Annotated in this window: 26 protein-coding genes and 1 pseudogene; 8 read left to right on the forward strand and 19 right to left on the reverse strand. The window is 69.1% G+C overall.

The window, feature by feature from the left end; genetic code table 11:
• Positions 1–71 precede the first annotated feature (71 nt).
• The 4 genes from V4U86_RS16930 to map all read right to left on the reverse strand — a co-directional run bounded on the left by V4U86_RS16930 (position 72) and on the right by map (position 3,700).
• The gene (locus V4U86_RS16930) at positions 72–635 is read right to left on the reverse strand and encodes an alpha/beta hydrolase (RefSeq protein WP_395307115.1); all 564 of its coding nucleotides are present in this window, start codon (positions 633–635) and stop codon (positions 72–74) included.
• A gap of 64 nt (positions 636–699) precedes the next feature.
• The gene (locus tag V4U86_RS16935; protein WP_395307116.1) at positions 700–1,359 is read right to left on the reverse strand and encodes a hypothetical protein; all 660 of its coding nucleotides are present in this window, start codon (positions 1,357–1,359) and stop codon (positions 700–702) included.
• Entirely contained in the window at positions 1,356–2,798 is a 1,443-nt protein-coding gene (locus V4U86_RS16940) for a cobyric acid synthase (protein WP_395312088.1), read from the reverse strand. The genes V4U86_RS16935 and V4U86_RS16940 overlap by 4 nt, the downstream gene beginning before the upstream one ends.
• 44 nt (positions 2,799–2,842) lie before the next feature.
• A complete protein-coding gene (gene map, locus V4U86_RS16945; protein ID WP_395307117.1) occupies positions 2,843–3,700 on the reverse strand; it encodes a type I methionyl aminopeptidase in 858 nt (285 codons plus the stop codon).
• Positions 3,701–3,778: 78 nt separating this feature from the next.
• Here map and V4U86_RS16950 point away from each other — a divergent pair, with 78 nt between their 5' ends.
• Positions 3,779–4,156 (forward strand): PaaI family thioesterase, encoded by a 378-nt coding sequence (locus V4U86_RS16950; protein WP_395307118.1) that lies wholly within the window; start codon positions 3,779–3,781, stop codon positions 4,154–4,156.
• On the opposite strand, the gene V4U86_RS16955 is transcribed toward V4U86_RS16950, so the two are convergent.
• The 6 genes from V4U86_RS16955 to dxr form a co-directional block, all read right to left on the reverse strand.
• Positions 4,153–4,776, reverse strand: a complete 624-nt coding sequence (locus V4U86_RS16955) for a DUF1707 SHOCT-like domain-containing protein (RefSeq protein WP_395307119.1) — start codon at positions 4,774–4,776, stop codon at positions 4,153–4,155. The genes V4U86_RS16950 and V4U86_RS16955 overlap by 4 nt on opposite strands.
• Positions 4,777–4,797: 21 nt before the next feature.
• Positions 4,798–6,624 carry a penicillin-binding transpeptidase domain-containing protein gene (locus V4U86_RS16960; protein ID WP_395307120.1) on the reverse strand — a complete coding sequence of 609 codons (1,827 nt, stop codon included), beginning with the start codon at positions 6,622–6,624 and terminating at the stop codon, positions 4,798–4,800.
• A 74-nt stretch (positions 6,625–6,698) separates the two neighbouring features.
• Positions 6,699–7,553, reverse strand: a complete 855-nt coding sequence (locus V4U86_RS16965; protein WP_395307121.1) for a GNAT family N-acetyltransferase — start codon at positions 7,551–7,553, stop codon at positions 6,699–6,701.
• Positions 7,554–7,607: 54 nt separating this feature from the next.
• Positions 7,608–8,777, reverse strand: a complete 1,170-nt coding sequence (gene ispG, locus V4U86_RS16970; RefSeq protein ID WP_395307122.1) for a flavodoxin-dependent (E)-4-hydroxy-3-methylbut-2-enyl-diphosphate synthase — start codon at positions 8,775–8,777, stop codon at positions 7,608–7,610.
• Positions 8,778–8,787: 10 nt separating this feature from the next.
• Positions 8,788–10,023: a M50 family metallopeptidase gene (locus tag V4U86_RS16975; RefSeq protein ID WP_395307123.1), complete on the reverse strand. Its 1,236-nt coding sequence runs from the start codon at positions 10,021–10,023 to the stop codon at positions 8,788–8,790.
• A complete protein-coding gene (gene dxr / locus V4U86_RS16980) occupies positions 10,023–11,222 on the reverse strand; it encodes a 1-deoxy-D-xylulose-5-phosphate reductoisomerase (RefSeq protein WP_395307124.1) in 1,200 nt (399 codons plus the stop codon). The genes V4U86_RS16975 and dxr overlap by 1 nt, the downstream gene beginning before the upstream one ends.
• An 81-nt stretch (positions 11,223–11,303) precedes the next feature.
• Here dxr and V4U86_RS16985 point away from each other — a divergent pair, with 81 nt between their 5' ends.
• The gene (locus tag V4U86_RS16985; RefSeq protein ID WP_395307125.1) at positions 11,304–11,981 is read left to right on the forward strand and encodes a fasciclin domain-containing protein; all 678 of its coding nucleotides are present in this window, start codon (positions 11,304–11,306) and stop codon (positions 11,979–11,981) included.
• 111 nt (positions 11,982–12,092) lie between these two features.
• Positions 12,093–12,686 carry a fasciclin domain-containing protein gene (locus V4U86_RS16990; protein ID WP_395307126.1) on the forward strand — a complete coding sequence of 198 codons (594 nt, stop codon included), beginning with the start codon at positions 12,093–12,095 and terminating at the stop codon, positions 12,684–12,686.
• Between the two features lie 16 nt (positions 12,687–12,702).
• On the opposite strand, the pseudogene V4U86_RS16995 reads toward V4U86_RS16990, so the two are convergent.
• A pseudogene (locus tag V4U86_RS16995) lies at positions 12,703–13,549 on the reverse strand (TIGR03619 family F420-dependent LLM class oxidoreductase).
• Complete coding sequence (locus V4U86_RS17000; RefSeq protein ID WP_395307127.1) at positions 13,550–15,037, reverse strand: amino acid permease; 1,488 nt, start codon at positions 15,035–15,037, stop codon at positions 13,550–13,552.
• A gap of 87 nt (positions 15,038–15,124) precedes the next feature.
• Between V4U86_RS17000 and V4U86_RS17005 the strand changes: the two genes are divergently transcribed.
• Entirely contained in the window at positions 15,125–15,379 is a 255-nt protein-coding gene (locus V4U86_RS17005; RefSeq protein WP_395307128.1) for a DUF2631 domain-containing protein, read from the forward strand.
• 71 nt (positions 15,380–15,450) lie between these two features.
• Here the strand turns inward: V4U86_RS17005 and V4U86_RS17010 are convergent, their stop codons facing one another.
• A complete protein-coding gene (locus V4U86_RS17010; RefSeq protein ID WP_395307129.1) occupies positions 15,451–16,035 on the reverse strand; it encodes a hypothetical protein in 585 nt (194 codons plus the stop codon).
• Positions 16,036–16,128: 93 nt separating this feature from the next.
• On the opposite strand from V4U86_RS17010, the gene V4U86_RS17015 reads away from it, so the two are divergent.
• Both V4U86_RS17015 and V4U86_RS17020 read left to right on the forward strand, forming a co-directional pair.
• Positions 16,129–16,827: a DUF427 domain-containing protein gene (locus tag V4U86_RS17015; protein ID WP_395307130.1), complete on the forward strand. Its 699-nt coding sequence runs from the start codon at positions 16,129–16,131 to the stop codon at positions 16,825–16,827.
• A gap of 30 nt (positions 16,828–16,857) precedes the next feature.
• On the forward strand, positions 16,858–17,334 hold the full coding sequence (locus tag V4U86_RS17020) for an SRPBCC family protein (RefSeq protein ID WP_395307131.1): 477 nt from the start codon (positions 16,858–16,860) through the stop codon (positions 17,332–17,334).
• Here V4U86_RS17020 and V4U86_RS17025 read toward each other — a convergent pair.
• From V4U86_RS17025 to V4U86_RS17050, 6 genes are read right to left on the reverse strand one after another with little or no spacing between them, the layout of a single operon-like run.
• The gene (locus V4U86_RS17025) at positions 17,327–18,253 is read right to left on the reverse strand and encodes an alpha/beta hydrolase (protein WP_395307132.1); all 927 of its coding nucleotides are present in this window, start codon (positions 18,251–18,253) and stop codon (positions 17,327–17,329) included. The two genes, V4U86_RS17020 and V4U86_RS17025, sit on opposite strands and share 8 nt — an antisense overlap.
• Before the next feature lie 5 nt (positions 18,254–18,258).
• Positions 18,259–18,987, reverse strand: a complete 729-nt coding sequence (locus V4U86_RS17030) for an SDR family NAD(P)-dependent oxidoreductase (RefSeq protein ID WP_395307133.1) — start codon at positions 18,985–18,987, stop codon at positions 18,259–18,261.
• Positions 18,984–19,766 (reverse strand): HpcH/HpaI aldolase family protein, encoded by a 783-nt coding sequence (locus tag V4U86_RS17035; protein WP_395307134.1) that lies wholly within the window; start codon positions 19,764–19,766, stop codon positions 18,984–18,986. Before V4U86_RS17035 ends, V4U86_RS17030 begins: the two co-directional genes overlap by 4 nt.
• Positions 19,763–20,734, reverse strand: coding sequence for a zinc-binding dehydrogenase (locus V4U86_RS17040; protein WP_395307135.1), 972 nt, complete (start codon positions 20,732–20,734; stop codon positions 19,763–19,765). The genes V4U86_RS17035 and V4U86_RS17040 overlap by 4 nt, the downstream gene beginning before the upstream one ends.
• Position 20,735: 1 nt before the next feature.
• On the reverse strand, positions 20,736–21,977 hold the full coding sequence (locus V4U86_RS17045) for a cytochrome P450 (RefSeq protein WP_395307136.1): 1,242 nt from the start codon (positions 21,975–21,977) through the stop codon (positions 20,736–20,738).
• Positions 21,974–22,678, reverse strand: coding sequence for an NIPSNAP family protein (locus V4U86_RS17050; RefSeq protein ID WP_395307137.1), 705 nt, complete (start codon positions 22,676–22,678; stop codon positions 21,974–21,976). The genes V4U86_RS17045 and V4U86_RS17050 overlap by 4 nt, the downstream gene beginning before the upstream one ends.
• A 67-nt stretch (positions 22,679–22,745) precedes the next feature.
• On the opposite strand from V4U86_RS17050, the gene V4U86_RS17055 reads away from it, so the two are divergent.
• Together V4U86_RS17055 and V4U86_RS17060 are read left to right on the forward strand one after the other, a co-directional pair.
• Positions 22,746–23,549: an SMP-30/gluconolactonase/LRE family protein gene (locus V4U86_RS17055; RefSeq protein WP_395307138.1), complete on the forward strand. Its 804-nt coding sequence runs from the start codon at positions 22,746–22,748 to the stop codon at positions 23,547–23,549.
• A gap of 10 nt (positions 23,550–23,559) precedes the next feature.
• Positions 23,560–24,375 carry a thioesterase family protein gene (locus tag V4U86_RS17060; protein ID WP_395307139.1) on the forward strand — a complete coding sequence of 272 codons (816 nt, stop codon included), beginning with the start codon at positions 23,560–23,562 and terminating at the stop codon, positions 24,373–24,375.
• The last annotated feature ends 67 nt before the right edge of the window (positions 24,376–24,442 follow it).

Below are 24,442 nucleotides of genomic sequence, written 5' to 3' on the forward strand. Positions count from 1 at the left end.
CCCTCGTCGGTTCGACGCGGGTCGGCGGTGACCGGCGCCAGCTCTAAAGGTAGGCCATCAGACCAATGGAGTCACCAGGTGCTGGTGCGCATCACGATCTCGGCGGCCAGTTGCGCGGTGGACTCGCCGGCGTTGCGCCGGCCGAGCAGCTCCACCACCCGGAAGTCCCCGTAGACGTATTGCTGGCTGGCGCGAACGACTTTCGCCGCTGCCACCGTGCTCACCAGTGCGGTGGTGGCCACCTCGACCGGCGGGCAGTTCTCGTTGCGGACCGCCCCGGCCTCGTCGGGGACCCGGGGGTGCCCGCGGTCGACCACCACCAGCCCGGTGAACCGGTCGAGCCTGGTGGCCGCGAGTTCCCAGGCCAGTTCGGCCCCGACCCGGTCGCCGACCAGCGTCCCCCAGCGCACATCGAGGGCATCCATGATGCCGGTCACCGCGGAGGCCGTCAGCTGCGGGGACGGCGGGATGACGACGGTGCGCAGCGTGGCGGTGTGCAGTCGGTGGCACACCGCGTCGTAGGCGGCGGGCGCCTGCTTGACCGAGCCGAGCAACACCACCACGCCGGCGTTCTCCGGGCCTGCGACCTCGACCGTGAAGGGGGCATCGTCCACGGTGACGGTGGTGGCGGGCATCTGGGTCACGCTAGGACATCCTCGGGTTCGGCGCAGCGGTTTGTCTGCTCTTGCCCACCGGCCGTCACGGCGCCTCCAGACGCTGCGCCTGTTTGCCGGTTGCCTCCAGAAACGTCTGCGGCAGCGTCGCTTTGACCCCGATCGCGGGGTTCGGGGTGGGAAAAGCGACGGCGAACACCGCCATCGAGTCCACGTTCTCGAAGGAGAAGTACACGCTGCTGCGGGCGCCGGACAGGTCCATGGTCTGCTCGTACACCAGGGCGTCCGGGCGCGCGGTCTCCAGCCGCGTGGTGGTCATCGGGATGGGCGGCGAACCCCGATCGAAGAAGGTCGAGAAGCGCGCGCACCGCTGGGCGGTGGCTTCCAGCGCATCGGTGTCCAGCGGCCAGCTCAGCACGGTGATCAGCATGCGGGCTCCGTCGTAGCCGACGGTGTACTTGGCCGCACTGCCCGGCCCGCGCTCCGCCGTCGCGGTGATCACCTTGGTGAATCCCTCACTGCAACCCGGCGGGTCGGACAGCATGGCCGGCGGCGCACCGGCGCCGTCGGGCTCGCCGGGATTCTCGATGACCCGGTCGAACTGCACCCCGTCCGGGAAATCCGCGGCGGTCAGCAGAACCCGCTCCAGACGTTCCCCGGGCCAGGTCGCGGCGCCCTGCACCGCGCTCGTGCAACCAGTCAGCAGCACCACCGCGGCGAACAGCACCGGCAGCCCGCGCATCATGGGTCCACGTTACCGAGTGCGCTGGTGATCACCGGTCGCGCCGGGACCCCGTCGAGCAGGCCGAGCAACGCGTCGAGGTCCACATGTTCGGCCAGCGCATCGGCCATCAGGTCCAGTTGGGCGTCCCGGCGGGCGCTGACGCTGACGTCGGGGGCCACCTCGAAGCCGGTCCGGCCGGCCGCGCCGGCCGCCTCGGCGAGCCAGCCGCGCCGCACCTGGTCATTGTCGAGCAGGCCGTGCCAGTGCGTGCCGTAGACCGCACCCCGGCGAATGCCCACCCCGAGCCAGTCGTCCTCGGCGCTGCGGGCCACCTGACCGTGGTGGATCTCGTATCCGTGCAACGGAGTCTCCCAGTGCCGCAACGTCTTCTCGCGCTCGAAGACGATGTCTGCGTCGAGCAGACCGAGGCCCTGAACCCGGCCGGAGCCCGACTCGACGACATCGTCGATGCGGCGGCACAGCATCTGGAATCCGCCGCACACGCCCAGTACCGGGCGGCCCGCGGCCGCGTGCGCGCGCACCGCGTCGGCCAGTCCGCGCTCGCGCAGCCAGCCGAGGTCGGACACCGTGGCCTTGCTGCCCGGCAGCACCACCACGTCGGCCTCGGCGATCTCGGCCGGGTCGGCAACCCAGCGCACCGCAACCCCGGGTTCGCAGGCCAGCGCCTCGACGTCGGTGGAGTTCGAGATGCGGGGTAACCGCACCGCCGCGACCGTCAGCCAGTCCGTCCCGCGCGGTTCGATCGGCCGGCCCAGCGTCTGCCCGGCCTGCACCGACAGCGAGTCCTCGGTGTCCAGCCACAGCCCGTCCAGGTACGGGATCACACCATAGGTGGGCCGGCCGGACAGTTCCTGCAGTTGGCGCAGTCCGGGCTCCAGCAGCGCCGGGTCCCCGCGGAACTTGTTGACCAGGAATCCGCTGATGAGTTTCTGGTCCTCGGGTTCGAGCACGGCGACGGTGCCGAACAGGTGGGCCAGCAGGCCGCCGCGGTCGATGTCACCGACCACCACCACCGGCAGGCCGCTCGCCCGGGCCAGCCCCATGTTGGCCAGGTCGGTGGCGCGCAGATTGATCTCCGCCGGCGAGCCGGCGCCCTCGCAGATGACCACGTCGAAGTCGGCGCGCAACGCCTGCAGTTCGGCGTTGACGACCTCGGCCAGTTGGGTGCGCCGGGTCAGGTAGTCCCTGGCCGCCATGGTGCCGGCCACCTGCCCGCGCACCACCAGCTGTGAGGTCCGGTCACTACCCGGTTTGAGCAGTACCGGGTTGAAACGCACGCTGGGCGCCAGCCCGGCGGCGCGGGCCTGCATGGCCTGCGCCCGGCCGATCTCGCCACCCTCGGTGGTGACCGCGGAGTTGTTGCTCATGTTCTGCGCCTTGAACGGCGCGACCCGAATTCCCTTGCGCGCGAACAGCCGGCACAGTCCGGCGACCACCATGGACTTGCCGGCATCGGAGGTGGTGCCGGCGATCAGCAGCGCGCTCACACCAGGGTCAGGATGTCGGCACCGTCCTCGGTCACCACCAGGGTGTGCTCGAACTGCGCGGTCCACTTGAGGTCCTTGGTGGCCACCGTCCAGCCGTCATCCCAGATCTCGTAGTCCAGCGATCCGAGGTTGATCATCGGCTCGATGGTGAACGTCATCCCCGGCTCCAGCACGGTCTGCACCTCCGGCCGGTCGTAGTGCAGCACCACCAGGCCGTTGTGGAAGGTCTCACCGATCCCGTGACCGGTGAAGTCACGGACCACGTTGTAGCCGAAGCGGTTCGCGTACGCCTCGATGACCCGCCCGACGATGGACAGCTGCCGGCCCGGTTTGACGGCCTTGATGGCCCGCATGGTGGCTTCGTGGGTGCGCTCCACCAGCAGTCGGTGTTCCTCGGAGACATCGCCGGCCAGGAAGGTGGCATTCGTGTCGCCGTGCACGCCGTCCTTGTAGGCGGTGACGTCGATATTGACGATGTCACCGTCCTCGATGACGGTGGAGTCCGGGATGCCATGGCAGATCACCTCATTCAGCGAGGTGCAGCACGACTTGGGAAAGCCCTTGTAGCCCAGGGTGGACGGGTACGCGCCGTGGTCGAGCATGTACTCGTGGGCCACCCGGTCCAGATGGTCGGTAGTCACGCCGGGGGCGACCGCCCTGCCTGCCTCGGCGAGCGCGCCGGCGGCGATGCGCCCGGCGACCCGCATCTTCTCGATCACCTCCGGGGTCTGCACCCAGGGTTCGTGGCCCTCCACCGCGGTCGGCTTCCACGCGTACTCGGGGCGCGGGATGGACTTGGGCACCGGCAGCGTCGGGGACAGCTCACCGGAACGAAGTGGGGCGCGAACGGGCATGGTGACATGCTAATCGCCGCGTCGAGACGGCCCGAGAGCGAAACTCTCGCCCGGCGGTAATGGTGTTACCGTACGGCGGTGAGTGAAACGCACATCCTGACGCGGCTGGACTACCGGGAGGTCGAGTCGGCCGACGACCGGCTGGTGCTGGAGATGGAGAACCGGCCGGATCTCGCGAACGTCCGCGGTGCGCTGCAGGGTGGCCTGGTGGCCACCCTGATCGACATCGCGGCCGGCATGCTGGCCGGCCGGGCGACCGGCGCCGGCTATGACGTCACCACCGCCGACCTGAACATCCACTTCCTGGCGCCGATCATGGGCAAGGCCCGCGCCGAGGCGACGATCGTGCGGGCCGGGCGACGTCTCATCGTCACCGAGGTCGACGTCTTCGATGTGGATCGCGGACGGCTCGCGGCCAAGTCGACGCTCACCTTCGCGGTGCTGGAGCCGCGTTAGGACCGTCTCAGCGTCGGCTTCCAGTTGCGGCGCGGTCCACGGATGTCCACCGATCCGCACACCACCTTGCCGGTGAGGATGATGTGCGGGTTGCCCTCGGCCGGCGCGTCGCCGCGATGGTCACGGGCGCTGCCGACCACCACTTCGACATCGTCGATCGACGCGCTCGCCCCGGCGGGCAGGCGCAGTTCGAGGCCACCGAACTTGAGGTCGAGTTCCACCACCACCATCGATCCCGCGAAGCGGGCCCGGGTCAGGTCCAGGTCCACCGAGCCCATCCGCCGGGTCAGCGCCAGCCGGGTGGGCACCAGCCACTCCCCCTGGCGCTTCAACGAGCCCAGCACACCGCGCAACTCCACCCGGTCGGCGGCCGAGCTGATGATCGCGCCCGGTCCGGGCAGATCGTCGACGAGGGCGTTGAGGTCCGAATGCAGCCGGGCCTGGGCCACCAGTGTGGAACGTTCCTCGAACTCACCGATGTCGATGAGCCCCATGGCCACCGCATTGTGCAGCCGACGCAGGGTGCCGTTGCGGTCGGCGTCGGAGACCCGCAGCCCATTCTCGGGAATGCGGGGAATCGCCGAATCGGCGATGCGCCAGGTTCCCGGATCCTCGTTCATCTCGCCCTCCCACCGTCAAGGTTAGGCGAGGTAGTCCGGGGGCAGCCCGTTGAGCATGTCGCGGCACATCCGCACCGCGTACTCCGAACTGCCGCCGCCGACGATCAGCGCCGCGAAAGCCAGGTCGCCGCGGTAGCCGGTGAACCAGGCGTGCGAACCGCCGTCGAACTCGGCCTCACCGGTCTTGCCGCGGACGTCGCCGAGACCGTTGAGTTCCTTGGCGGTGCCGTTGGTGACCACCAGACGCATCATCGGGCGCAGGCCGTCGATGATCTCCGGGCTCAGCGGCTCACCGATCTGGCCGTCCACCTCGGTCTGGCGACCTTCGATCAGATGCGGCACCGGCGTCTTGCCGGCGGCCACCGTCGCGGCCACCAGGGCCATCCCGAACGGGCTGGCCAGCACCTTGCCTTGGCCGAAGCCGTCCTCGACGCGCTCGGTCAGGTCCACGGTCGGGGGCACCGATCCGGTCACCGTCGGGATCCCGTCGACCATGAAGTCCGGGCCCAGGCCGTAGCGGGCCGCCGCGGTGGTCAGCCCGCGCGGCGGCATGGTGGAGGCGAGTTCGGCGAAGGTGGTGTTGCAGGAGTTCGCGAAGGCCCGCGACAACGGCACCGTGCCGAGGTCGAACGCGTTGTAGTTGGTCACCGTGCGGTGCCCGATGTCGAGCTTGCCGGGGCAGCCCAGCAGCGTGTTCGGGGTGGCCATATCGCGTTCCAGGGCCGCGGCGGCGGTGACGATCTTGAACGTCGACCCCGGCGGGTACAGGCCCATGGTGGCCGTCGGTCCGTCGGCGTTCGCGGCTGCGTTCTGCGCGACGGCCAGGATCTCCCCGGTCGACGGTTTGATGGCCACCATCATCGCCTTCTTGCCGACCATGTCGACCGCGTCCTGCGCGGCGTTCTGCACGGCACGGTCCAGACTGATCGTCACCGACGGGGCGGGGGTGCCGGGTTCCTCGTTCAGCACGGCGACGTCGACACCGTTCTGGTTGACGCTGACGATCCGCCAGCCGGGCTCCCCCACCAGGTCCTCGGTGACCGCCTTCTTGACCTCGGCCACGATCGCCGGTGCGAACTTCTCGTCGGTGGGCAGCATCTCGGGCTGCGGGGTGATCACCACGCCCGGCCGGTTGCCGATCGCGCCGAACACCTTGTCGTAGTCGGACTTGCGCAGCGTGATCAGGCTGCGCGGCGACGTCCGCGAGCTGGCCTCCTCGGCGAGGCGCTGGGGGTCGAGGGTGTCGTCGAAGGGTCGCAGCGCGTCGACGACCGCGCGGGCGGTCGGCATCAGTTCCGCGCCGGCGGCCTTGGCGTCCAGCGCGAAGTGGTACAGGTAGCCGGGCACCAGCACATTGCTGCCGCTGCGCTCGTTCACCGAAGCCCGCCCGGGCGGATCGGCGCGCAATGCCAGCGTCTGGTTCGCGCCCAGTCCCGGGTGCAGACCGGTGGCACTCCAGCGCACCTGCCATTGACCTTCGTTGCGCACCATGTTCAGCTCGCCGTCATAGGCCCAGGTGCGTTCCTTGGGCAGGTGCCAGGTGTAGCGGAACTTCACGGTGCCGGTGTCCAGGGTGTACTTGGACCCGGTGATCTGGCTGTCCAGCCGCTCGGCCTGCAGTCCGGCCCAGGCTTCGTTGAGCGCCGCCTGCGCCTCGGCCGGCTTGTCGGACAGCCGCGCGGCGGCGGCGGTGTCACCGTCGACCAGCGCCTCGAAGAATTGCGCGGCAACGGGTTCGGGCCCGTCCGGCTTGGGCGTGCAGGCGCTCAGTGCACCGCCGACGACGATGACGGCGATGCCCGCGGTCAGCCGTGACAATCGCGATACTGATGAGGTTGACGATGTCATTGTGGCTGATGTTAAGAGTGTGACGGCGGGTTGCGTCGGAGGCGCACCGAGACAGAAACGTGATCGCGCCGAGATCAGTCCAACAGGACGGTGGCGAACGTGCCCACCTGGGTGAAACCGATCTTCGCGTAGGTCGCGCGGGCCACCTCGTTGAACCCGTTGACGTAGAGGCTGGCGATCCGGCCGCCACGCAGCACAGCCTCCGAGACCGTCGCGGTACCGGCCGCGCCCAGGCCGCGGCCCCGCCACTCCGGGTGCACCCACACACCCTGGATCTGGCCGACGGTCGGCGACTGCGACCCCACCTCGGCCTTGAAGACCACCTCGCCGCGCTCGAACCGCGCCCACGCCCGGCCCGCCGCGATCAGGCCGGCCACCCGGCGCCGGTAGCTGCGGCCGCCGTCGCCGAGCCGCGGGTCGATACCCACCTCGCCGATGAACATGTCGATCGCCGCCACCAGGTAGGCGTCCAGCTCCTCCATCCGCACCGGCCGGACCGCGGGGTCGGCCAGGCAGCGCGCGGGTGAGTGCAGCGCCATCAGCGGCTGATCGGCCCGCACGTCACGGGCCACCCCCCAGCCCGGTTCCAGCCGCTGCCACAACGGCAACACCAGTTCGGCACGGCCGACCAGCGAGGAGCACCGCCGCGGCGCGCGCAACGCCTTGTCCGCGAACGCCTTCAGGTCGGCGGCACTGCCGCGCAGCGGGATCAGATTGGCCCCGGCGTAACACAGCGAGTCCGCCGGTGTCCCGCGCGTCCACAACTCACCGCCGATGGCGCCCGGGTCGACCCCGAACTCCAGCACCCGGCAGGCCACCATGCAGGATGCGACGGCATCCGCCTCCAGGACGGCCCGCACCTGACCGACGTCACGAACCACCGAGACCTGTCGGTCGCCGGTGACACGTGACAGTGGTGGAGCCGACATTCGGGACTCTTTCTGGCAAGCCGTATCTGGTGAGCCCGCTCACAGGGCCAGGTTTCAGCTTACGGTCACAACCGGCGGGCCGGAGGGAGATCCGTCAGCGCCGGCCGCCCCCTCGGATTCCGCGGCGATGCGCATCGCTTCCTCGATCAGGGTTTCCACGATCTGCGCCTCCGGCACCGTCTTGACCACCTCGCCCTTGACGAAGATCTGGCCCTTGCCGTTTCCGGAAGCCACACCCAGATCGGCCTCGCGGGCCTCCCCGGGTCCGTTGACCACACAGCCCATCACCGCCACGCGCAGCGGCACGTCGAGCCCGTCCAGGCCGGCCGACACCTCGTTGGCCAGCGTGTAGACGTCGACCTGGGCACGACCGCAGGACGGGCAGGACACGATCTCCAGCCCGCGCGGGCGCAGGTTCAGCGATTCCAGGATCTGGGTGCCGACCTTGATCTCCTCGGCCGGCGGCGCCGACAGCGACACCCGGATGGTGTCGCCGATGCCCCGGCTCAGCAGCGCGCCGAACGCGACCGCCGACTTGATGGTGCCCTGGAAGGCCGGCCCGGCCTCGGTGACGCCGAGGTGCAGCGGGTAGTCGCACTGCGCGGCCAGCTGTTCGTAGGCCTCGACCATCACCACCGGGTCGTTGTGCTTGACGCTGATCTTGATATCGCCGAAGCCGTGCTCCTCGAACAGCGAGGCTTCCCACAGCGCCGACTCGACCAGCGCCTCCGGCGTGGCCTTGCCGTACTTCTCCAGCATCCGCTTGTCCAGCGAACCGGCGTTGACCCCGATCCGGATCGGGATCTGGGCTGCCGCAGCCGCTTTCGCGACCTCCTTGACCCGGCCGTCGAACTCCTTGATGTTGCCCGGGTTCACCCGCACCGCCGCGCAACCGGCGTCGATGGCCGCGAAGATGTACTTGGGCTGGAAGTGGATGTCGGCGATGACCGGGATGTTGGCCTTCTTCGCGATGATCGGCAGCGCGTCGGCGTCCTCCTGGCGCGGGCAGGCCACCCGCACGATGTCGCAGCCCGAGGCGGTCAGCTCGGCGATCTGCTGCAGGGTGGAGTTGATGTCGTGCGTCTTGGTGGTGCACATCGACTGCACCGAGATCGGCGATTCGCTGCCCACCCCGACGTTGCCCACCTTGAGCTGACGGGTCTTGCGGCGCGGCGCCAGGACCGGCGGCGGCGGTGCCGGGATGCCCAACCCGATGTTCGTCATTGCGTGTCTCCTATTGGAAAAGGCTGATGGGGTTGACCACGTCGGCGGTGACGGTCAACAACATATAGACGCCCACCACGGCGAGCACGACGTAGGTGGCGGGCATCAATTTCATGTAGTCCACCGGCGCGCCGGGCAGCAGCCCACGCGCCTTGCGGACCATGTTGCGAAGCTTCTCGTAGGTGGCGACCGCGATGTGCCCACCGTCGAACGGCAGCAGCGGCAGCAGGTTGATCGCGCCGAGCACGAAGTTCAGCTGCGCCAGCAGGAACCAGAACAGCACCCAGAGGTCGTTCTCGATCGCCTCACCGCCCAGCCGGCTCGCGCCGACGACACTCATCGGCGTCTCCGGGTCGCGTTCACCACCACCGATCGACTCGACCAGCGCACCGACCTTGGTCGGGATCTTGAGCAACGCCTCCCCCAGCTTGACCGACAGTTCGCCGGTGAAGGCGACGGTCGCCGGGATCGCCGAGAGCGGGTTGTACTGCGTGGGTCCCGGCGGCAGTGCGGCGCTCACACCGATCGCCCCGACGGTGTCCGGGGTCTCGGCGTCCTTGGAGGTGAAGCGTTGGGTCTGCGCGACGTCGACCACCGTGTAGAGCCGCTGGCCGTCGCGTTCGTAGACCACCTGGACCGGGCCGTCGAGTGCACGGATGGCTGCGGCCATATCGGCGAAGGTCGCCACGTCGGTCTCACCGACCTTGACGATGGTGTCCCCACTCTGGATTCCGGCCAGAGCGGCCGGACCCGGACCCGGCTGGGGGCACGGTCCGTAGGGGTCTTCCCCGCTCTTGGCGACCTGCGGTGCCACACAAGAGGTTTCACCGACAATCGCGGTGGTCGGGGGGTTGAGATCGGGCAGGCCCCAGATGTTGGCGATGCCGTAGATGATGACCAGCCCGAGGACGAAGTTCATCCCGGGCCCGGCGAACAGCACGGCGACGCGCTTCCACACCTTCTGCCGGTACATCGCGTACTTCTCGTCCTCGGGAGCGATCTCGTCGTGGGTGGTCATGCCCGCGATGTCGCAGAAGCCGCCCAACGGGATGGCCTTGACCCCGTACTCGGTGTACCCGAGCTTGTTGGCCTTCTTGGTCGACCACAGCGTCGGCCCGAATCCCACGAAGTAGCGGCGCACCTTCATGCCGGTGGCCCGGGCCACCCACATGTGACCGCACTCGTGCCAGGCCACCGACAACAGGATGCCCAGCGCCATCGCCGCGATGCCCAATACGTACAACATCATCGGCTTGCTGCTACCTCCTGGCTGACTGCGCGCCGCGCCCGGTCACGGGCCCAGTCCTGCGCATCGAGTATCTCTTCCACGGTAGCGGGTTCAGCGGCCCACTGATCTGCGGCGTGCAGCACATCGGCCACCGTCCGCACGATCGCCGGGAACGGGATCCGTCCCGCCAGGAAGGCCTCCGCGGCCTCCTCGTTGGCGGCGTTGTACACCGCGGTCAGGCTTCCGCCACGCTGCCCGGCCTCCCGGGCCAGCCGCACCGCCGGGAACACCGCATCGTCGAGCGGTTCGAACGTCCAGGTGGACGCCGTCGTCCAGTCGCATGCCGCGGCGGCGCCGGGGACGCGCGCCGGCCACCCCAGCGCCAACGCGATCGGCAGCTTCATATCGGGCGGGCTGGCCTGGGCGATGGTGGAACCATCGGTGAAGGTCACCATCGAATGCACGATGGACTGCGGGTGGACGACCACGTCGATGCGGTCGTAGTCGATGCCGAACAGCAGATGTGTCTCGATGAGCTCCAGCCCCTTGTTGACCAGAGACGCCGAGTTCAACGTGTTCATCGGCCCCATCGACCAGGTGGGGTGGGCGCCGGCCTGCTCCGGGGTGACCGACTCCAGGTCCGCGGCCGCCCAGCCACGGAACGGGCCCCCCGAGGCGGTCAGCACCAGCCGGGCCACCTCCTCGGGGCTGCCCGAGCGCAGGCACTGCGCCAGCGCCGAATGCTCGGAGTCCACCGGCACGATCTGGCCGGGTGCGGCCGCCTTGAGGACCAGCGGGCCCCCGGCCACCAGCGATTCCTTGTTGGCCAGTGCGAGCCGGGCGCCGCTGTGCAGGGCGGCCAGGGTCGGTTTGAGGCCGAGCGCCCCGACGAGGGCGTTGAGCACCACATCGGCCCCCGTCTCCTCGACGATGCGGGTGGCCGCGTCCGGGCCGCGGTAGCGGGCCTCGATCGTGGCGTCCGGGTCGGCGACCGCGACGTTGGTCACCCCGGTCTCGGCGGCCTGCGCGGCCAGCAGATCCGGGTTGCCGCCCCCGGCCGCCAGGCCCACCAGTTCGAAGCGGTCCGGGTTGGCGGCGATGACCTCCAGCGCCTGGGTACCGATCGATCCGGTGCTGCCCAGGATCAGGACGCGGCAGCGGGAGGTGGGTGAGCTCACGCACCCATTGTGCCCCGACTTCGATCCGAACCCATCCATCCGGCGCGCGGCACCGAATAGCGGATGTAGGTGCACACGGGTGCGGCACCGGCCGGCCCGCCAACAAGGAAGTTGAGCCTGATGAAACTCACTCACCATCGGATCGCCTTCGCCGGAGTCGCGGCGGTGGCGGCACTCGGGTTGTCCGCCTGTTCGGGGTCATCCGACGAGAGCAGTGACGCCAGTTCCTCGGTGTCCTCCATGACGGAGTCCATGACCTCCTCGATGGCACCGGAGACCTCGACCACGATGGCGGCGCCGGCCGGCGCGCTGATCGGTACCGGCTGCGCCGCGTACGCCGAGCAGGTGCCCAGCGGACCCGGCTCGGTCCAGGGAATGTCCGCCGACCCGGTCACCGTGGCCGCATCCAACAACCCGATGCTCAAGACGCTGACGCAGGCCCTCTCCGGGCAACTGAACCCGAACGTCAACCTGGTGTCCACGCTCGACGGCGGTGAGTTCACCGTCTTCGCCCCCACCGACGACGCGTTCGCCAAGGTCGACCCCGCCACCCTGGAGACGCTCAAGACGGACTCCGACCTGCTCACCTCGATCCTGACGTATCACGTTGTGCCCGGCCAGGTTTCCCCCGACCAGGTGGCCGGTGAGCACACCACCGTGCAGGGCGAGGCGATCACCGTGACCGGTGCCGGCGACGATCTCAAGTTCGGCGATGCCGGCCTGGTGTGCGGCGGCGTGAAGACTGCCAACGCCACCGTCTACATGATCGACACGGTGCTGATGCCGCCGGCCAACTAGCTCGGCGCGCCCCATGAGACCGGCGGGGCAGCCTTTCCCCCCGAGCGGGCTGCCCCGCCCCCACTTCGTACACCTCATCCGAAACACATACGCCACAACGAAGGAATGCTCATGAAGCTCTCGATGAACAGCCAGAAGCTCGCCGGCGTCACGTGTGCCGCAGCGGCGGCGGCCGGCCTCCTGCTCACCTCGACCGGCGTGGCGAACGCCGAACTCGTCGGTCCCGGATGCGCCGCGTACGCCGCGCAGAACCCGGAGGGCCCGGCGTCGGTGGCCGGGATGGCGCACGATCCGGTGGCCGTCGCGGCCTCGCACAACCCGCTGCTGACCACCCTCACCTCGGCGCTGTCCGGCCAGTTGAACCCACAGGTCAACCTCATCGAGACACTCAACAGCGCGCCCGCGCTGACGGTGTTCGCGCCCACCGATGAGGCGTTCGCGAAGATCGACCCGGCGACCATCGACCGGTTGAAGACCGATTCGGAGCTGCTGACCAGCATCCTGACCTACCACGTGGTCCAGGGACAGGCCGGGCCCGCTCAGGTCGTGGGCTCCCACACCACCCTGCAGGGCGCCGATGTGGCGGTCACCTCCGGTGCGCCCGGTGAGCTCAGGGTGAACGATGCGAACGTGGTGTGCGGAGGCGTGCAGACCGCCAACGCCACCGTGTACCTGGTCGATTCGGTGTTGATGCCGCCGATGTGATCGCAGGGGGCCGGGATCACCGGAAACGGCTGATGATCTTCTCCGCGAACCGCATGGTCGCGCCGCGCTGGTCCTCGGCCGCGGCCCACGGCGCGCAGAGCACCGCGGTGATCCCGGCCTCCTCCGCCCGCTGGTACAGCTCGACCGACGGGCGGTCCAGCAGCGCGAGCAACACCTCGAACGGCTCGTCGGCCCGGCCGTACTCGCGGCGCAGGTCGGTCAGCCGGTCCACGTAGCGCGTCGCCTCCTCGAGCAGATAGGCGGTGCCGACCCAGCCGTCGCACAGCCGGGCGGCCCGGCGCAACGCCACCTCGGACTCACCACCACACAGGATCGGCACCGGCGCCGGCGGGTGCGGCTCGAGCATGAGCTCGGGCACCTGGTAGTACTCGCCACTCCAGGACACCCACCCGCCCTGCCAGAGCGCACGCAGCGCCGGGATCATCTCGTCGAGCCGTTTACCGCGGGTCGCGAAATCCTGGCCCATCAACTCGTATTCCTCGCGCATCCACCCGACGCCGACCCCGAGCGAGACCCGGCCCTCGGACACCTCTGCGGCGGTGGCCACCACCTTGGCGACGTCGAGCAGTGGCCGTGACGGGGCGACGTACACCGCGTTGGAGAAAGCGCAGCCTGCTGGTCAGCGCCGCCATCGCGCCGATCATCACCCAGGAGTCCGGCCAGGCCGTCTCCGGCGCCCAGCCCGGTTTCCCGCTCTCGGAGGGATACCGCGACCTCAGTTCCCTCGGATAGATCATGTGGTCGGCGCAGATCACGCCGTCGAACCCGGCCTCGTCGAGGAGCTGGGCGAGCTGCAGCGCCGCTCGGGTGGGCATGAACGGAGTCCCACTCCAGAACTGCATTCAGTGGACCTCCGGCGTCAGCCCGGCCTGACGCTTGCCCAGCAGTGAGTGCCGACGGCCGTAGAGCAGGTAGATCAGCACCCCGACCGCCATCCAGACGGCGAACCGGACCCAGGTCAGCCCGGTCAGGTTCAGCATCAGCCACAGGCAGGCGATGATCGAGGCGATCGGCAGCAGCGGCACCAGCGGCACCCGGAATCCGCGTTTGAGGTCCGGGCGGGTGCGGCGCAGCACGATCACGCCGGCCGAGACCAGGATGAATGCGAACAGGGTGCCGACGTTGACCATCTCTTCGAGCTTGCCGACCGGGAACAGCGACGCGGCGATGGCGATCAACACCGCGACCAGCACGGTGATGCGCACCGGTGTGCCGTGTTCCCCGGTGCGTGCCATCGACCGCGGCAGCAGACCGTCCCGCGACATCGCGAACAGCACCCGTGACAGCCCGAGCATCAGCACCATCACCACGGTGGTCAACCCGGCCAGCGCGCCGATGGAGATGACCTTGGCGGCCCAGTTCACCCCGTTGAGTTCGAAGGCGGTGGCCAGGTTCGGGTGGCCCGCCCCGGCCTCCTTGAGGTCCAGGTACGGCGCCATGCCCGCCAGCACCACCGCGACCGCCACATAGAGCACGGTGACGATGGCCAGGGACGCCAGGATGCCCTTGGCGACATCGCGCTGCGGGTTCTTGGTCTCCTCCGCGGTGGTCGCCACCACGTCGAAACCGATGAAGGCAAAGAACACGATCGACGCGCCGGCCAGCAGCCCGTAGACGCCGTAGTGGCTGCTGGCCGCGCCGGTCAGCAGGGAGAACAGCGACTGGTCCAGGCCCGATCCGGTGGCCTCGGCGCCGGTTTCGGCGGGCGGGATGAACGGGTCGTAGTTGGCGATCTTGATGTAGAAGGCCCCGACGATCACCACCAGCAGCACCACCGAGACCTTGATGGCGGTGACCACCAGGCTGAAGCGCGAGGACAACTTGGTGCCCATCGCCAGCAGCACGGCCACCACGCCGACGATCAGCAGGGCACCCCAGTCCAGGTCCAGCGGACCGATCGCGACGACCCCGCCGGAGAAGCCGAACACCGTGCCCAGATAACTGGACCAGCCCTTCGCGACCACGGCGGCGCCGATGGAGAACTCCAGGATCAGATCCCAGCCGATGATCCAGGCGACGAACTCACCGAAGGTGGCGTAGGAGAACGTATAGGCGCTGCCGGCCACCGGCACCGTGGAGGCGAACTCCGCGTAGCACAGGGCCGCCAGCCCGCAGGTGACCGCGGCCAGGATGAACGACAGCGAGATCGCCGGGCCGGTGATATTCGCCGCGGTCGATGCGGTGACCGTGAAGATGCCGGCGCCGACGACGACGGACACCCCGAAGACGGTGAGGTCCCACCACGTCAGATCCTTGCGGAGCCGGGTATCGGGCTCGTCGGTGTCGGCGATGGACTGCTCGACCGATTTCCTGCGCCAGCGCTCTGCCACGTACGCAACGTACCCACCTATCGGGCGAAATCCCCGGGGTATGCCAGAATGGCCGCAGCAATCCGGGCATACGCGTGAGGAGTATCCGTGGGCAAGACCGAGGTCGAGCGCTACATCGGCGTCGACGAAGTAGAAGTGCCGTCGGCCAAATGGGGCTGGTCCGCCGAGAACCCACGCGTCCTGCACTTCATCGGTATCTTCGCGGCACTGTTCCTTCTGCTGATGACGCACGGCAACCACGTCGGCCATGTCGAGGACCTGTTCCTCATCATCTTCGCCGTCGTGATCCTCGGGATCGTGGCGCGCGACTGGATCGCCCGCAGCCGCGGCTGGTACCGCTAACCGAAATCGACGACAACGCCCCGGAGGCCTCCTAGCAACGGACCGGCTTCCGGGGCGTTTTCGTGTGTGCGTCAGCGGATTGCGGTCAGATCCGGCCCGTCGGCCGGATACCAGAGGGCGCGGCTGTGGAAATGCTCGACGGGCGCGGCCGCCGAGCTCAGCCCCGCAGCGGCCAGCGCGTGGGTCTTGAACGCACGCGCGGCCGGCCCGAGCCGGTACTGCGCGGGGCCGACGGTGCAGCCGACATCCAGGCTCGTGCAGTCGCCCCAGATGGTCACCTCCGCGCTGCCGCGCTTGAGCGCCCCGACGACGTGGCGCCGCACGGCCGGATCGGCGTCGAGCAGGTGCGCGGGCACCGCCAGCGCCGCGGGTTCGGTCGCCAGCCCCCTGGCCTCTGCGCCCGCGGTGACGGTGCGGACGCCGAGGACCTCCAACGGGCGCGCATCGCTGGAGGCGGGGATCACCACGGTGACCTTCCATCCGGCGCGGACCCGGTCATAGAGCCAGCCGCCGGCGCCGGCGACCACGTCCCGGACGTCGGTCGCCACCACCGTGAGGTCGTAGGACAGCAGCGCGCTCGCCGAGGCGCGCACGCCCACCCCTGTTCGCTCGCCGAACGGGTGACGTCCATCGGGTCTGATGGGGGTGGGTTTCACGGTGGCTGTCTCCTTCGCGATCCGATCTGGACGGAGGCGGCGGGGCCGCACCCCCAGCGTGACATTTATTCGACAATCTGTAAAGCTATCCGCATGACTCTGTACGCCGGACGCGGGCCGCTCAGCCGGGATCCGGCCGGCCAGTTCTTCCCGGCAATTCCCGATGACCTGGTGTTCATCGAGCCCCACCCGCGGCGCATCCAGGCAGTCCGCAACGGCCACAACGTGATCGACACCGAGTCGGCGCTGATGGTGCACCGCCGCGACCACCCGCTGAGCTACGCCTTCCCCGCCGCCGAGGTCGGCGGCCTGCCCAGCGAGCCCGTTCCGCAGAAACCCGGCTATGTGCGGGTGCCATGGGATGCGGTGGACAGCTGGTTCGAGGAAGGGCGCCTGCTGGTGCACTATCCGCCGAATCCGTACCACCGGGTGGACTGCCTGCCCACCGACCGGGGGTTGCGGGTCAGCATCGGCGACACCGTACTGGTGGACACCGTCGACACCGTGATCCTCTACGAAACCTCCTTGGCGCCAAGGCTGTACGTCGACCCGGCGACGGTGCGTACCGATCTGTTGCGCCGCAGTGCGACCACGAGCTACTGCAACTACAAGGGCCATGCGACGTACTGGTCGGCGGTGATCGGCGGCGTCGAGGTGGCGGACGTGGCGTGGAGTTACCCGGACACGCCTCCGGAATCCGCTGCCATCAAAGGATTCCTGAGTTTCGATGACACCCGCGTGGATATGATCGCCGAGCTGCCAGGCGGCGGCACCGGCGACTGCGGTTGCTGATCACCACCCCTGTCCAGGAAAGGCACCCTGTTGGGCATCGTCACCACCAGCTCCGAGACCGCGTTCACCCAATCGGCGGAGGCGATCTACGATTTCGTCACGAACCCGGTCAACTGGGCCAAGACCTATCCGGGCGGGCCGCGGATCACCGGCGTGCGGGACACCCTGCCGCTGCGGGTGGGTGACACCTGGCAGGAGGCCCATCCCACCGAGGACCGGGTGTTCACCTGGCAGCTGGCGATCGCCACCCGGCCGCGCATGTGGGTGTTCAGTTCGGTCGGCCGACTCGGCACCGACTACGACGGCAACGGTGGCTTCGAGGGCCGGATGACCATCGAATACCACTTCAGCCGGCCCGATCCTGGTGTCACGCTGTTCAAGCGCACCATGACCATCGAGGCCTACCGGGACCAGCCGATGGGCGACGGGTTCTTCCGGATCGTCAACCCGTCCCACATCGACGCCTATCACGCCGCGGTCGCCCGCGAACTCGACGCGCTCAGCTGAGTTGTAGGGCGCGGCGCACGGCCGCGCCCTGCATGTCGAACAGCCGAGTGCTGATCTCCCAGTCCGGCAGCAGCGAATCGAACCCGTGGCAGGTGCCGGCGAACACGTGCAGATCGGTCGGCACGCCCGCCCACATGAGCCGCAGCGCGTAGTCGACGGCCTCGTCGCGCAACGGGTCGAGTTCCGAGCAGCTGATGAACGCCGGTGCCAGACCGCTGAGGTCGGCAGCCCGGGCGGGCACCGATCCTGCCGTCGGCGGGGTGCCGGCAAGGTAGTAGCGCCACATCAGTTCCGCTGCGGGACCGTCGAATCCGGGGGTGTCGTGGAACTCCTGCTTGGACGGGGTGAGGCCGTCGTCGAGCACCGGCTGGTGCAGCAGCTGGAACCGGATCCGCGGTGCGGTCCCGTTCGCGGCGCACTGGGCCAACCGGGCCGCCAGCGCACCGCCGGCGCTGCTGCCCGCGACCGCCACCCGGTCCGCACCGATCCCCCACCCGTTCGCGTTCTGCGCCGTCCAGTGCAGTACCGCCAGGGCATCGTCGAGGCCGGCCGGGTACGGGTGTTCGGGGGCCAGCCGGTAGTCCACCGACACCACGGTCACGCCGGCCCGGCGCGCCAATTCGACACATTGCAGATGGTCGGTGTCCAGATTGCCCAGCACGAACGCGCCGCTGTGGCAGTACACCACGGCACCGGCGGTGCCGCCCCGGTAGATGCGGACCGGGATCCCCTCGGCGGCCACATCCTCGATGTCGACACCGGCCGTGTCGATGCCGGCCACACCGTCGGCGCGACGCTGGTCGAGGAAGGCCCGTACCGCAGGTAGCGTCTCGGCGGACAGATCGGTGCGGGCCGCGGCCAGGTGACGCAGGGCCGGGTCCAGCCGGTCGGCGATACCGCCGGTCGTGTCGTCGGCCATCCGCGCTATCCGATCTGCAGCATCTGGCCGCCGTCGACCACCAGTTCCGAGCCGGTGATGAAGGAAGCTTTCGGCGATACCAGGAAGGCCACCGCATCGGCCACCTCGACCGGGCTGCCCAACCGGCCGGCGGTGGAGGTCTCGGCCAGCCGGGACTGGGTGCGTTCGTCGAGCATCGGTGTGGCGATCGGCCCCGGGAAGACCGCGTTGACCCGGATACCGCTGGGGGCCAGTTCCGCCGCGACCGCCTGGGTGAGGCCGCGCAGGGCCCACTTCGACGAACCGTAGGCCGAATGGTTCGGGAACGGCCGGATGGCGCTGGTGCTGCAGGTGTTCACGATCGAGGCAGCGTCGGCGGCCTTGAGGTGTTCCAGCACCGCCTGGATGCCCAGGAACGGGCCCAGGCAGTTCACCCGCCAACTGCCCTCGAACCCGGCGGCGGTCTCGTCGGCAAGCCCGGCCCGGTGCAGCACGCCGGCGTTGTTGACCAGGGCGCTCAGGGCGCCGAAACGTTCGACGGTCGCGGCGACCGCGGCGCGCCACTGCGCCTCGTCGGTGACGTCGAGCTCGACAGCGATCACGTCGTCGCCGTATCCGGCTGTACTGTCGCGCAATTCGTCGGGCAGCAGATCGCAGGCCGCGACCCGGAATCCGTCGGCGTGCAGTCGCGCGACGATGGCCGCGCCCTGTCCGCGCGCCGCACCGGTCACCAGCGCCACAGGTTGTGTCGTCACTGTAGGTATCCGTCCTGTCCGGCCGGGTCCACGGTCCCGGCGGTTGCCTCGGCCAGATGTGCGGCGGCCCCGCGGCGCAGCGCCTGGGATTCCGATGCCAAGGTGATCATCCGGAACCCCATCCGGGCCGCGACCTTTCCGAGTTCGCCGGTGCCTGCGTGTATTCCGGTGACCAATCCGGCGGCGGCCGCGGTGGACTCGATCTCGGCCATCGCCGCGCCCACATCCGGGTGGGTCCAGGCTTCCGACAGCCGGTGGCCCATCGAGATGGCCAGATCGGCGGGCCCGAGATAGACGCCGGTCAAACCCGGTACCGCGCAGATCTCGTCGAGTGCGGCCAGCCCTCGGGCGGTTTCGATCATCACGTAGACGCTCGCCCCCGCCTCCAGTGCCGCGGTGTCGTGGCCGAGCGATGCCCGCAGCGGTCCGAAGCTGCGTACCCCGGCCGGGGCGTATCGGGTCGCGGCGACCGCGGCGGCGGCCTGCTGGGCGGTTTCCACCATGGCGATGATGACGGCGTCCGCACCGGCGTCGAGCACCCGGCCGATGGGTGCGGGATCGGCCGAGGGCAGTCGCACCGCCGTGGCGATGGGAACGTGTTCCAAGCGGCGCAGCAACAGCGCCACATCCGCGTCGTCGAGATAGCCGTGTTGGACGTCGAATCCCACGTAGTCGTATCCGGCCTGGGCGAATTCCTCGGGGCCGATGATGGTGGGCCCGACCACCCAGCCGCCCCAGATCTGGTCGCTGGCGGCCAGGGCGTCCTGCAGGCGGCTCATGCGGGGTCCCCCACGATCGCGATCTTGACCCGGGTCGGGTCGGGGCGGCAGGCCTGTTCGAAGGCGGCTTGCGCGTGATCGGCCGCGAAGGTGTGGGTGAGGTAGGCGGGCAGCAGGTCGGGATGCTCGCCGGCGAACGCGTCCGCGGCGGCCAGCACCCGCCGGCGTTCCAGCGTCACACCGGATTTAAGGGTCAGGTTGTTGCGCAGCATGGTGCGCATGCTGATCGGGTAGCTGTCGTCGTCGGGGACCCCGAAGTAGAACACCGTGGCTCCGACGGCGGCGGCCTCCAGCGCGTGGTTCAGGGTGGCCACCTGGTGCCCGACGGTCTCCACCACGACGTCGAATTTGTCGGTCAGGTGCCGCACCCACCGGTCGCTGGTCGCGCGCACCACCTCGTCGACGCCGAAGGCCGGTCCCAGGGCCGCCCGGTCGACGGGATCGACGCCGGTGACGTGGGCCGCGCCGGCGGCCTTGAGCACATAACTGAACAACAGGCCGATGGAGCCCTGCCCGATCACCGCGACGCGGGCACCGGCCACATCGCCGAGTTGCTCCACGGCGTAGAGCACGCAGGCCAGCGGTTGCAGGCCGACGGCCTGGGCCGGGCTGAGATCCGGTGCATGACAGAACAATCCGTCACCGTCGGCGACCACCTGCGCCTGCAGTCCGTCGAATCCGGAGGCCCAGCCGACCACCCGGTCCCCCGCCGCGTGTGCGGGATGCGCGCTGGCCAGGACTTCCCCGGCGATCTCGTGGATCGGGAAACCGTCCATCTCGGCGGCACAGCATCCGGTGTCAGCAGGCAGCTTGCCCTGGGTGCCGCGGAAGCCGGGCAGGTCGCTCCCGCAGATGCCGGCGGCCAGGAACCGTAGCAGCACCTGACCCGGGGCCAGGGCGTCCGGGTCGGGAACGGGGCGGTCGGTGCGTTCGAAGGTGAACGGCGCGATCAGACGGTATCCCCACATGTCAGACCTCCACGGGCACTTCGACGGGGATATTGTTCCAGCCCCACTGGAAACTCGACGGTGGCCGGGATGCGGCCTCGGCGATGATCCGGTAATCACGCACGCGTTTGAACCACTCCTGGATCATGATGGTCACCTCGAGGCGGGCGACATGCACACCGAGGCAGAAGTGCTGGCCGTGCCCGAACGCCAACAACCGTTCGATGGGCCGGTTCCAGATGAAGGCATCCGGATCCGGGTATTCGCGTTCGTCACGGGCCGCCGAGGCCAGCAGGGTGATGATGCGCTGCCCCGGGTTGATGGTGGTGCCGTGAATCTCGTACGGGCGCCGCGCGGTTCGCGCGAACCACTGGGCCGGCGCGGTGTAGCGCAGGATCTCCTCGCGGGCGATCGGCACATTGGTGTCCAGGTCGGCGCGCACCGCGGCGAGCTGGTCGGGATGCCGGGCGAGCTGCCACAGCCCGGCTGCGGTGATCTTCGGGACGGTCTCGGTGCCGCCGATGAACACCCCGAGCATCTGGGTGGCAGCCTCGGTGTCGCTGAAGCCGGACCCGTCCGGCAGCACGAAGTTGACCAGACTGTCCGCGATCGGCACGCTGCCGTCCGCCCCTTCGGCGCGACGGCGTTCGATGATCGGGGTCAGATAGGACAAGTAGCCGGGCCGCGAGTTGGCGACCTCCACACCTTCACCGGGCTGCGCGAGGCTGCCGGCGTTGACCGTCGCCAGCACCTCGGGCGCCAGTTCGACCGGCAGACCCACGAATTCGCAGACCATGGTGGCTGCGACGTGTCCGCCGTAGTCCTGGGTCAGGTCGAAGGTGCCGCGCGGTAACAACTCGTCGAGGCGTTCGTTGGCCACGGTGCGGATCCGGTCGGCCAGGGTGGCCGCCGAACGGGGCCGGAACTGTGCCGAGGTGCAGCGCCGCACATTCTCATAGATCGGCGAGTCGAAGTTGGCGTGAAACGGCATGGGGTGCAGCGGCGGATCGGCGACCGGGCCGCTGTTGTGTCGTTCCAGCACCGCCGCGGACGGCAAGGTGCCCTCGGATGCCACGAAGGTTCCATCGGCCAGCCGCAACGCTTCCCAGATGTCGTCGAACCGGGACAACGCGAAGGTGTCCCACTTCGGCAGGTAGTACACCGGATGCTCATCCCGCAGTACCCGGTAGTACGGCAGCGGGTCGGCCATCACCGCCGGATCGAAGGGATCGTATGAGAATGATTGCGGCACGGTGGCTCTCATTGCAGCGGCGAGGGCGGCAGGGCGGCCAGGATGGAATCCTCCCAACCGTCGCGCAGCGCGGGGGCGACCGACATCCAGGTGACGATCTCGGCGGGTGGCGCGTCCTTCCAGGACGGGTAGTGGTTCTCGAAGCACTCCCAGCCCCCGTCGAGCGCCCAGTAGTGGATGACCTCGTTGAAGCGGAAGGTGGTGGTGAACGATCCCAGCCAACGCTTACCGGTACTTTCCGACCACGGTACGTAGAGCCGCTCGAGTTCGCGGATGTAGTCGTCCTGTTTGCCGGGTTTCGTCTGCATGATCTCCTGGATCACCAGTTCGGCCGTGAATCCCTCTTCCTGCAGTTGCGCCAGGTTCCGGTTCTGCGGGGCCGCGTACATGATCCGGCCCTCACCGTGGGCTCCGATGCCGGACAGATAGGCCGTCCATTCCGCCGCCGCGCCCGCGTGGCTGCCGCCGGGGGCCTGCGCCTTGCCGATCCGGGCGTAGTCGGCGAAGGCGTCGATCTCCCAGATGACGGTGACCTGCGGCCAGTTTCCGTTGTAGGGCGTGGTCTCCCAGAGCGCGAACAACCGGGCGCCGAGTTGCTGCATCATCGGGTGGTAGATCCCGTTGAAGCACTCCGTGAACTGAGCGCTGGTGCCGCGGCCCAGTTCGATCGTCTCGTGCAGATACAACAACGTGTGGCGGTGATATTTACGCACCCAGGGAGCGTGACATTTGAGGCGTGTTTTGTAAAGGTATGGCTGTCGTGTCGGCTATCGTTACCGCATGACAGTCCAGCCGCTGGCCAATGGGTTCTGCTTCGGCGAGGGCGCGCGCTGGTTCGAGGGGCTGGTGTGGTTCTCCGACATGCTCGGAGAGGCCGTGCACACCGTCACCCCGCAGGGCGAGATGTCCACCCTGGCATTGCCCGGCCACGCGCCGTCGGGCCTGGGTTTCCGCCCGGACGGCACCCTGTTGATCGTCTCCACCAAGGCGCATCAGATCCTGGCCTATGACGGTGAAAGCGTCTCCGTGCTGGCCGATCTCGCCGATCTGGTGCCGGCCGACCTCGGCGACATGGTCGTCGACGCGCACGGCCGTGCCTACATCGGTTCGCAGGCCCGCGACGGCGGTGTGATCGTCCGGTTGGACCCCGACGGCCGGCTCACCGTGGTCGCTGAGGACCTGGACTTCCCCAACGGCATGGTCATCTCCCCCGACGGGACGTTCATCGTCGCCGAGTCCACCGCGCGGCGGCTGACCGCCTACACCGTGGCGGACTCCGGCGCCCTGCACGATCGGCGGGTGTTCGCCGACGGCCTGGACGGCCCACCGGACGGGCTGGCGGTGGACGCCGAGGGCGGGGTGTGGGCGGCGATGACGCTGGCTCACCAGTTCGAGCGCATCACGGACGAGGGCGTGACCGACCGGATCGACATCTCCGGGCGGACCGCGATCGCGTGTGCGCTGGGCGGCGCCGAGGGCCGCACCTTGTTCCTGCTGTCCAGCACGGACGCCTATCCGGAGCGGTTGGTCGGCACCAGGTTGTCCACCCTCGACGCGGTCAGCGTCGACGTTCCCGCACCCTGAAAGAAGACCCATGTCGGACTGCTATTACGAACTCATCGACGCCGACGATCCCATCGGCGAGAAGTTCGCCGCCACCGATCTGGTGCGCAGCACCTGGTCGGCCTCCATCCAGCACGGCGCCCCGGTGTCGGCGTTGTTGGCCCGCGCCCTGGAACGTTGTGAGCAGCGCGAGGACACCCGGCTCAGCCGGGTGCTGATCGATCTGCTGGGGCCGGTGCCCGCCGAGGGCGATCTGTGGGTGCGGGCGCAGCGGGAACGCTCCGGCAAGCAGATCGAACTGGTGACCGCCGAGATGCTCGCTCCCGGGCCGGACGGCACCCCGCGACCGGTGGCCCGGGCCAGCGGATGGCGGCTGCAGCAGCAGGACACCAGCGCGGTGCTGCACGCTCCGGCCGCGCCGTTGGCCCCACTGGCCCAGGCCCGCAGCCGGGACATGGCCAAGGACTGGGACCGCAACTATGTGCACAGCGTCGACTGGCGTTGGCTGACAACACCATTGGCCGACGGTCCGGGTGAATCCTGGCTGAGCCCGACGGTGGATGTGGTCAAGGGTGAGGTGATGACGCCACTGCAACGGCTGTTCGCGGTCGCCGATGACGCCAACGGGATCGGCACCAAGCTGGATATCCGGCAGTGGACGTTCATGAACACCGATTTGGTGGTGCACATCCACCGGGTGCCCGAAGGCGAGTGGATCGGCATCCGAGCCGAGACCAACTACGGACCGGACGGGATCGGCACCACACTGGGCACTCTGTTCGATGAACAGGGCCCGGTCGGCGCGATCCAGCAGTCGGTGCTGGTGCGCCGGCGGGAGAAGCCTTAGCGGTCGCTCGGCGCCGTGCCGTGCTTCATCGTGGCGGGTCCGGGGCGTCCTCGGTGCCGGTTCCCGC

Source organism: Mycobacterium sp. AMU20-3851 (assembly GCF_043974665.1).
Taxonomy (GTDB): Bacteria; Actinomycetota; Actinomycetes; order Mycobacteriales; family Mycobacteriaceae; genus Mycobacterium.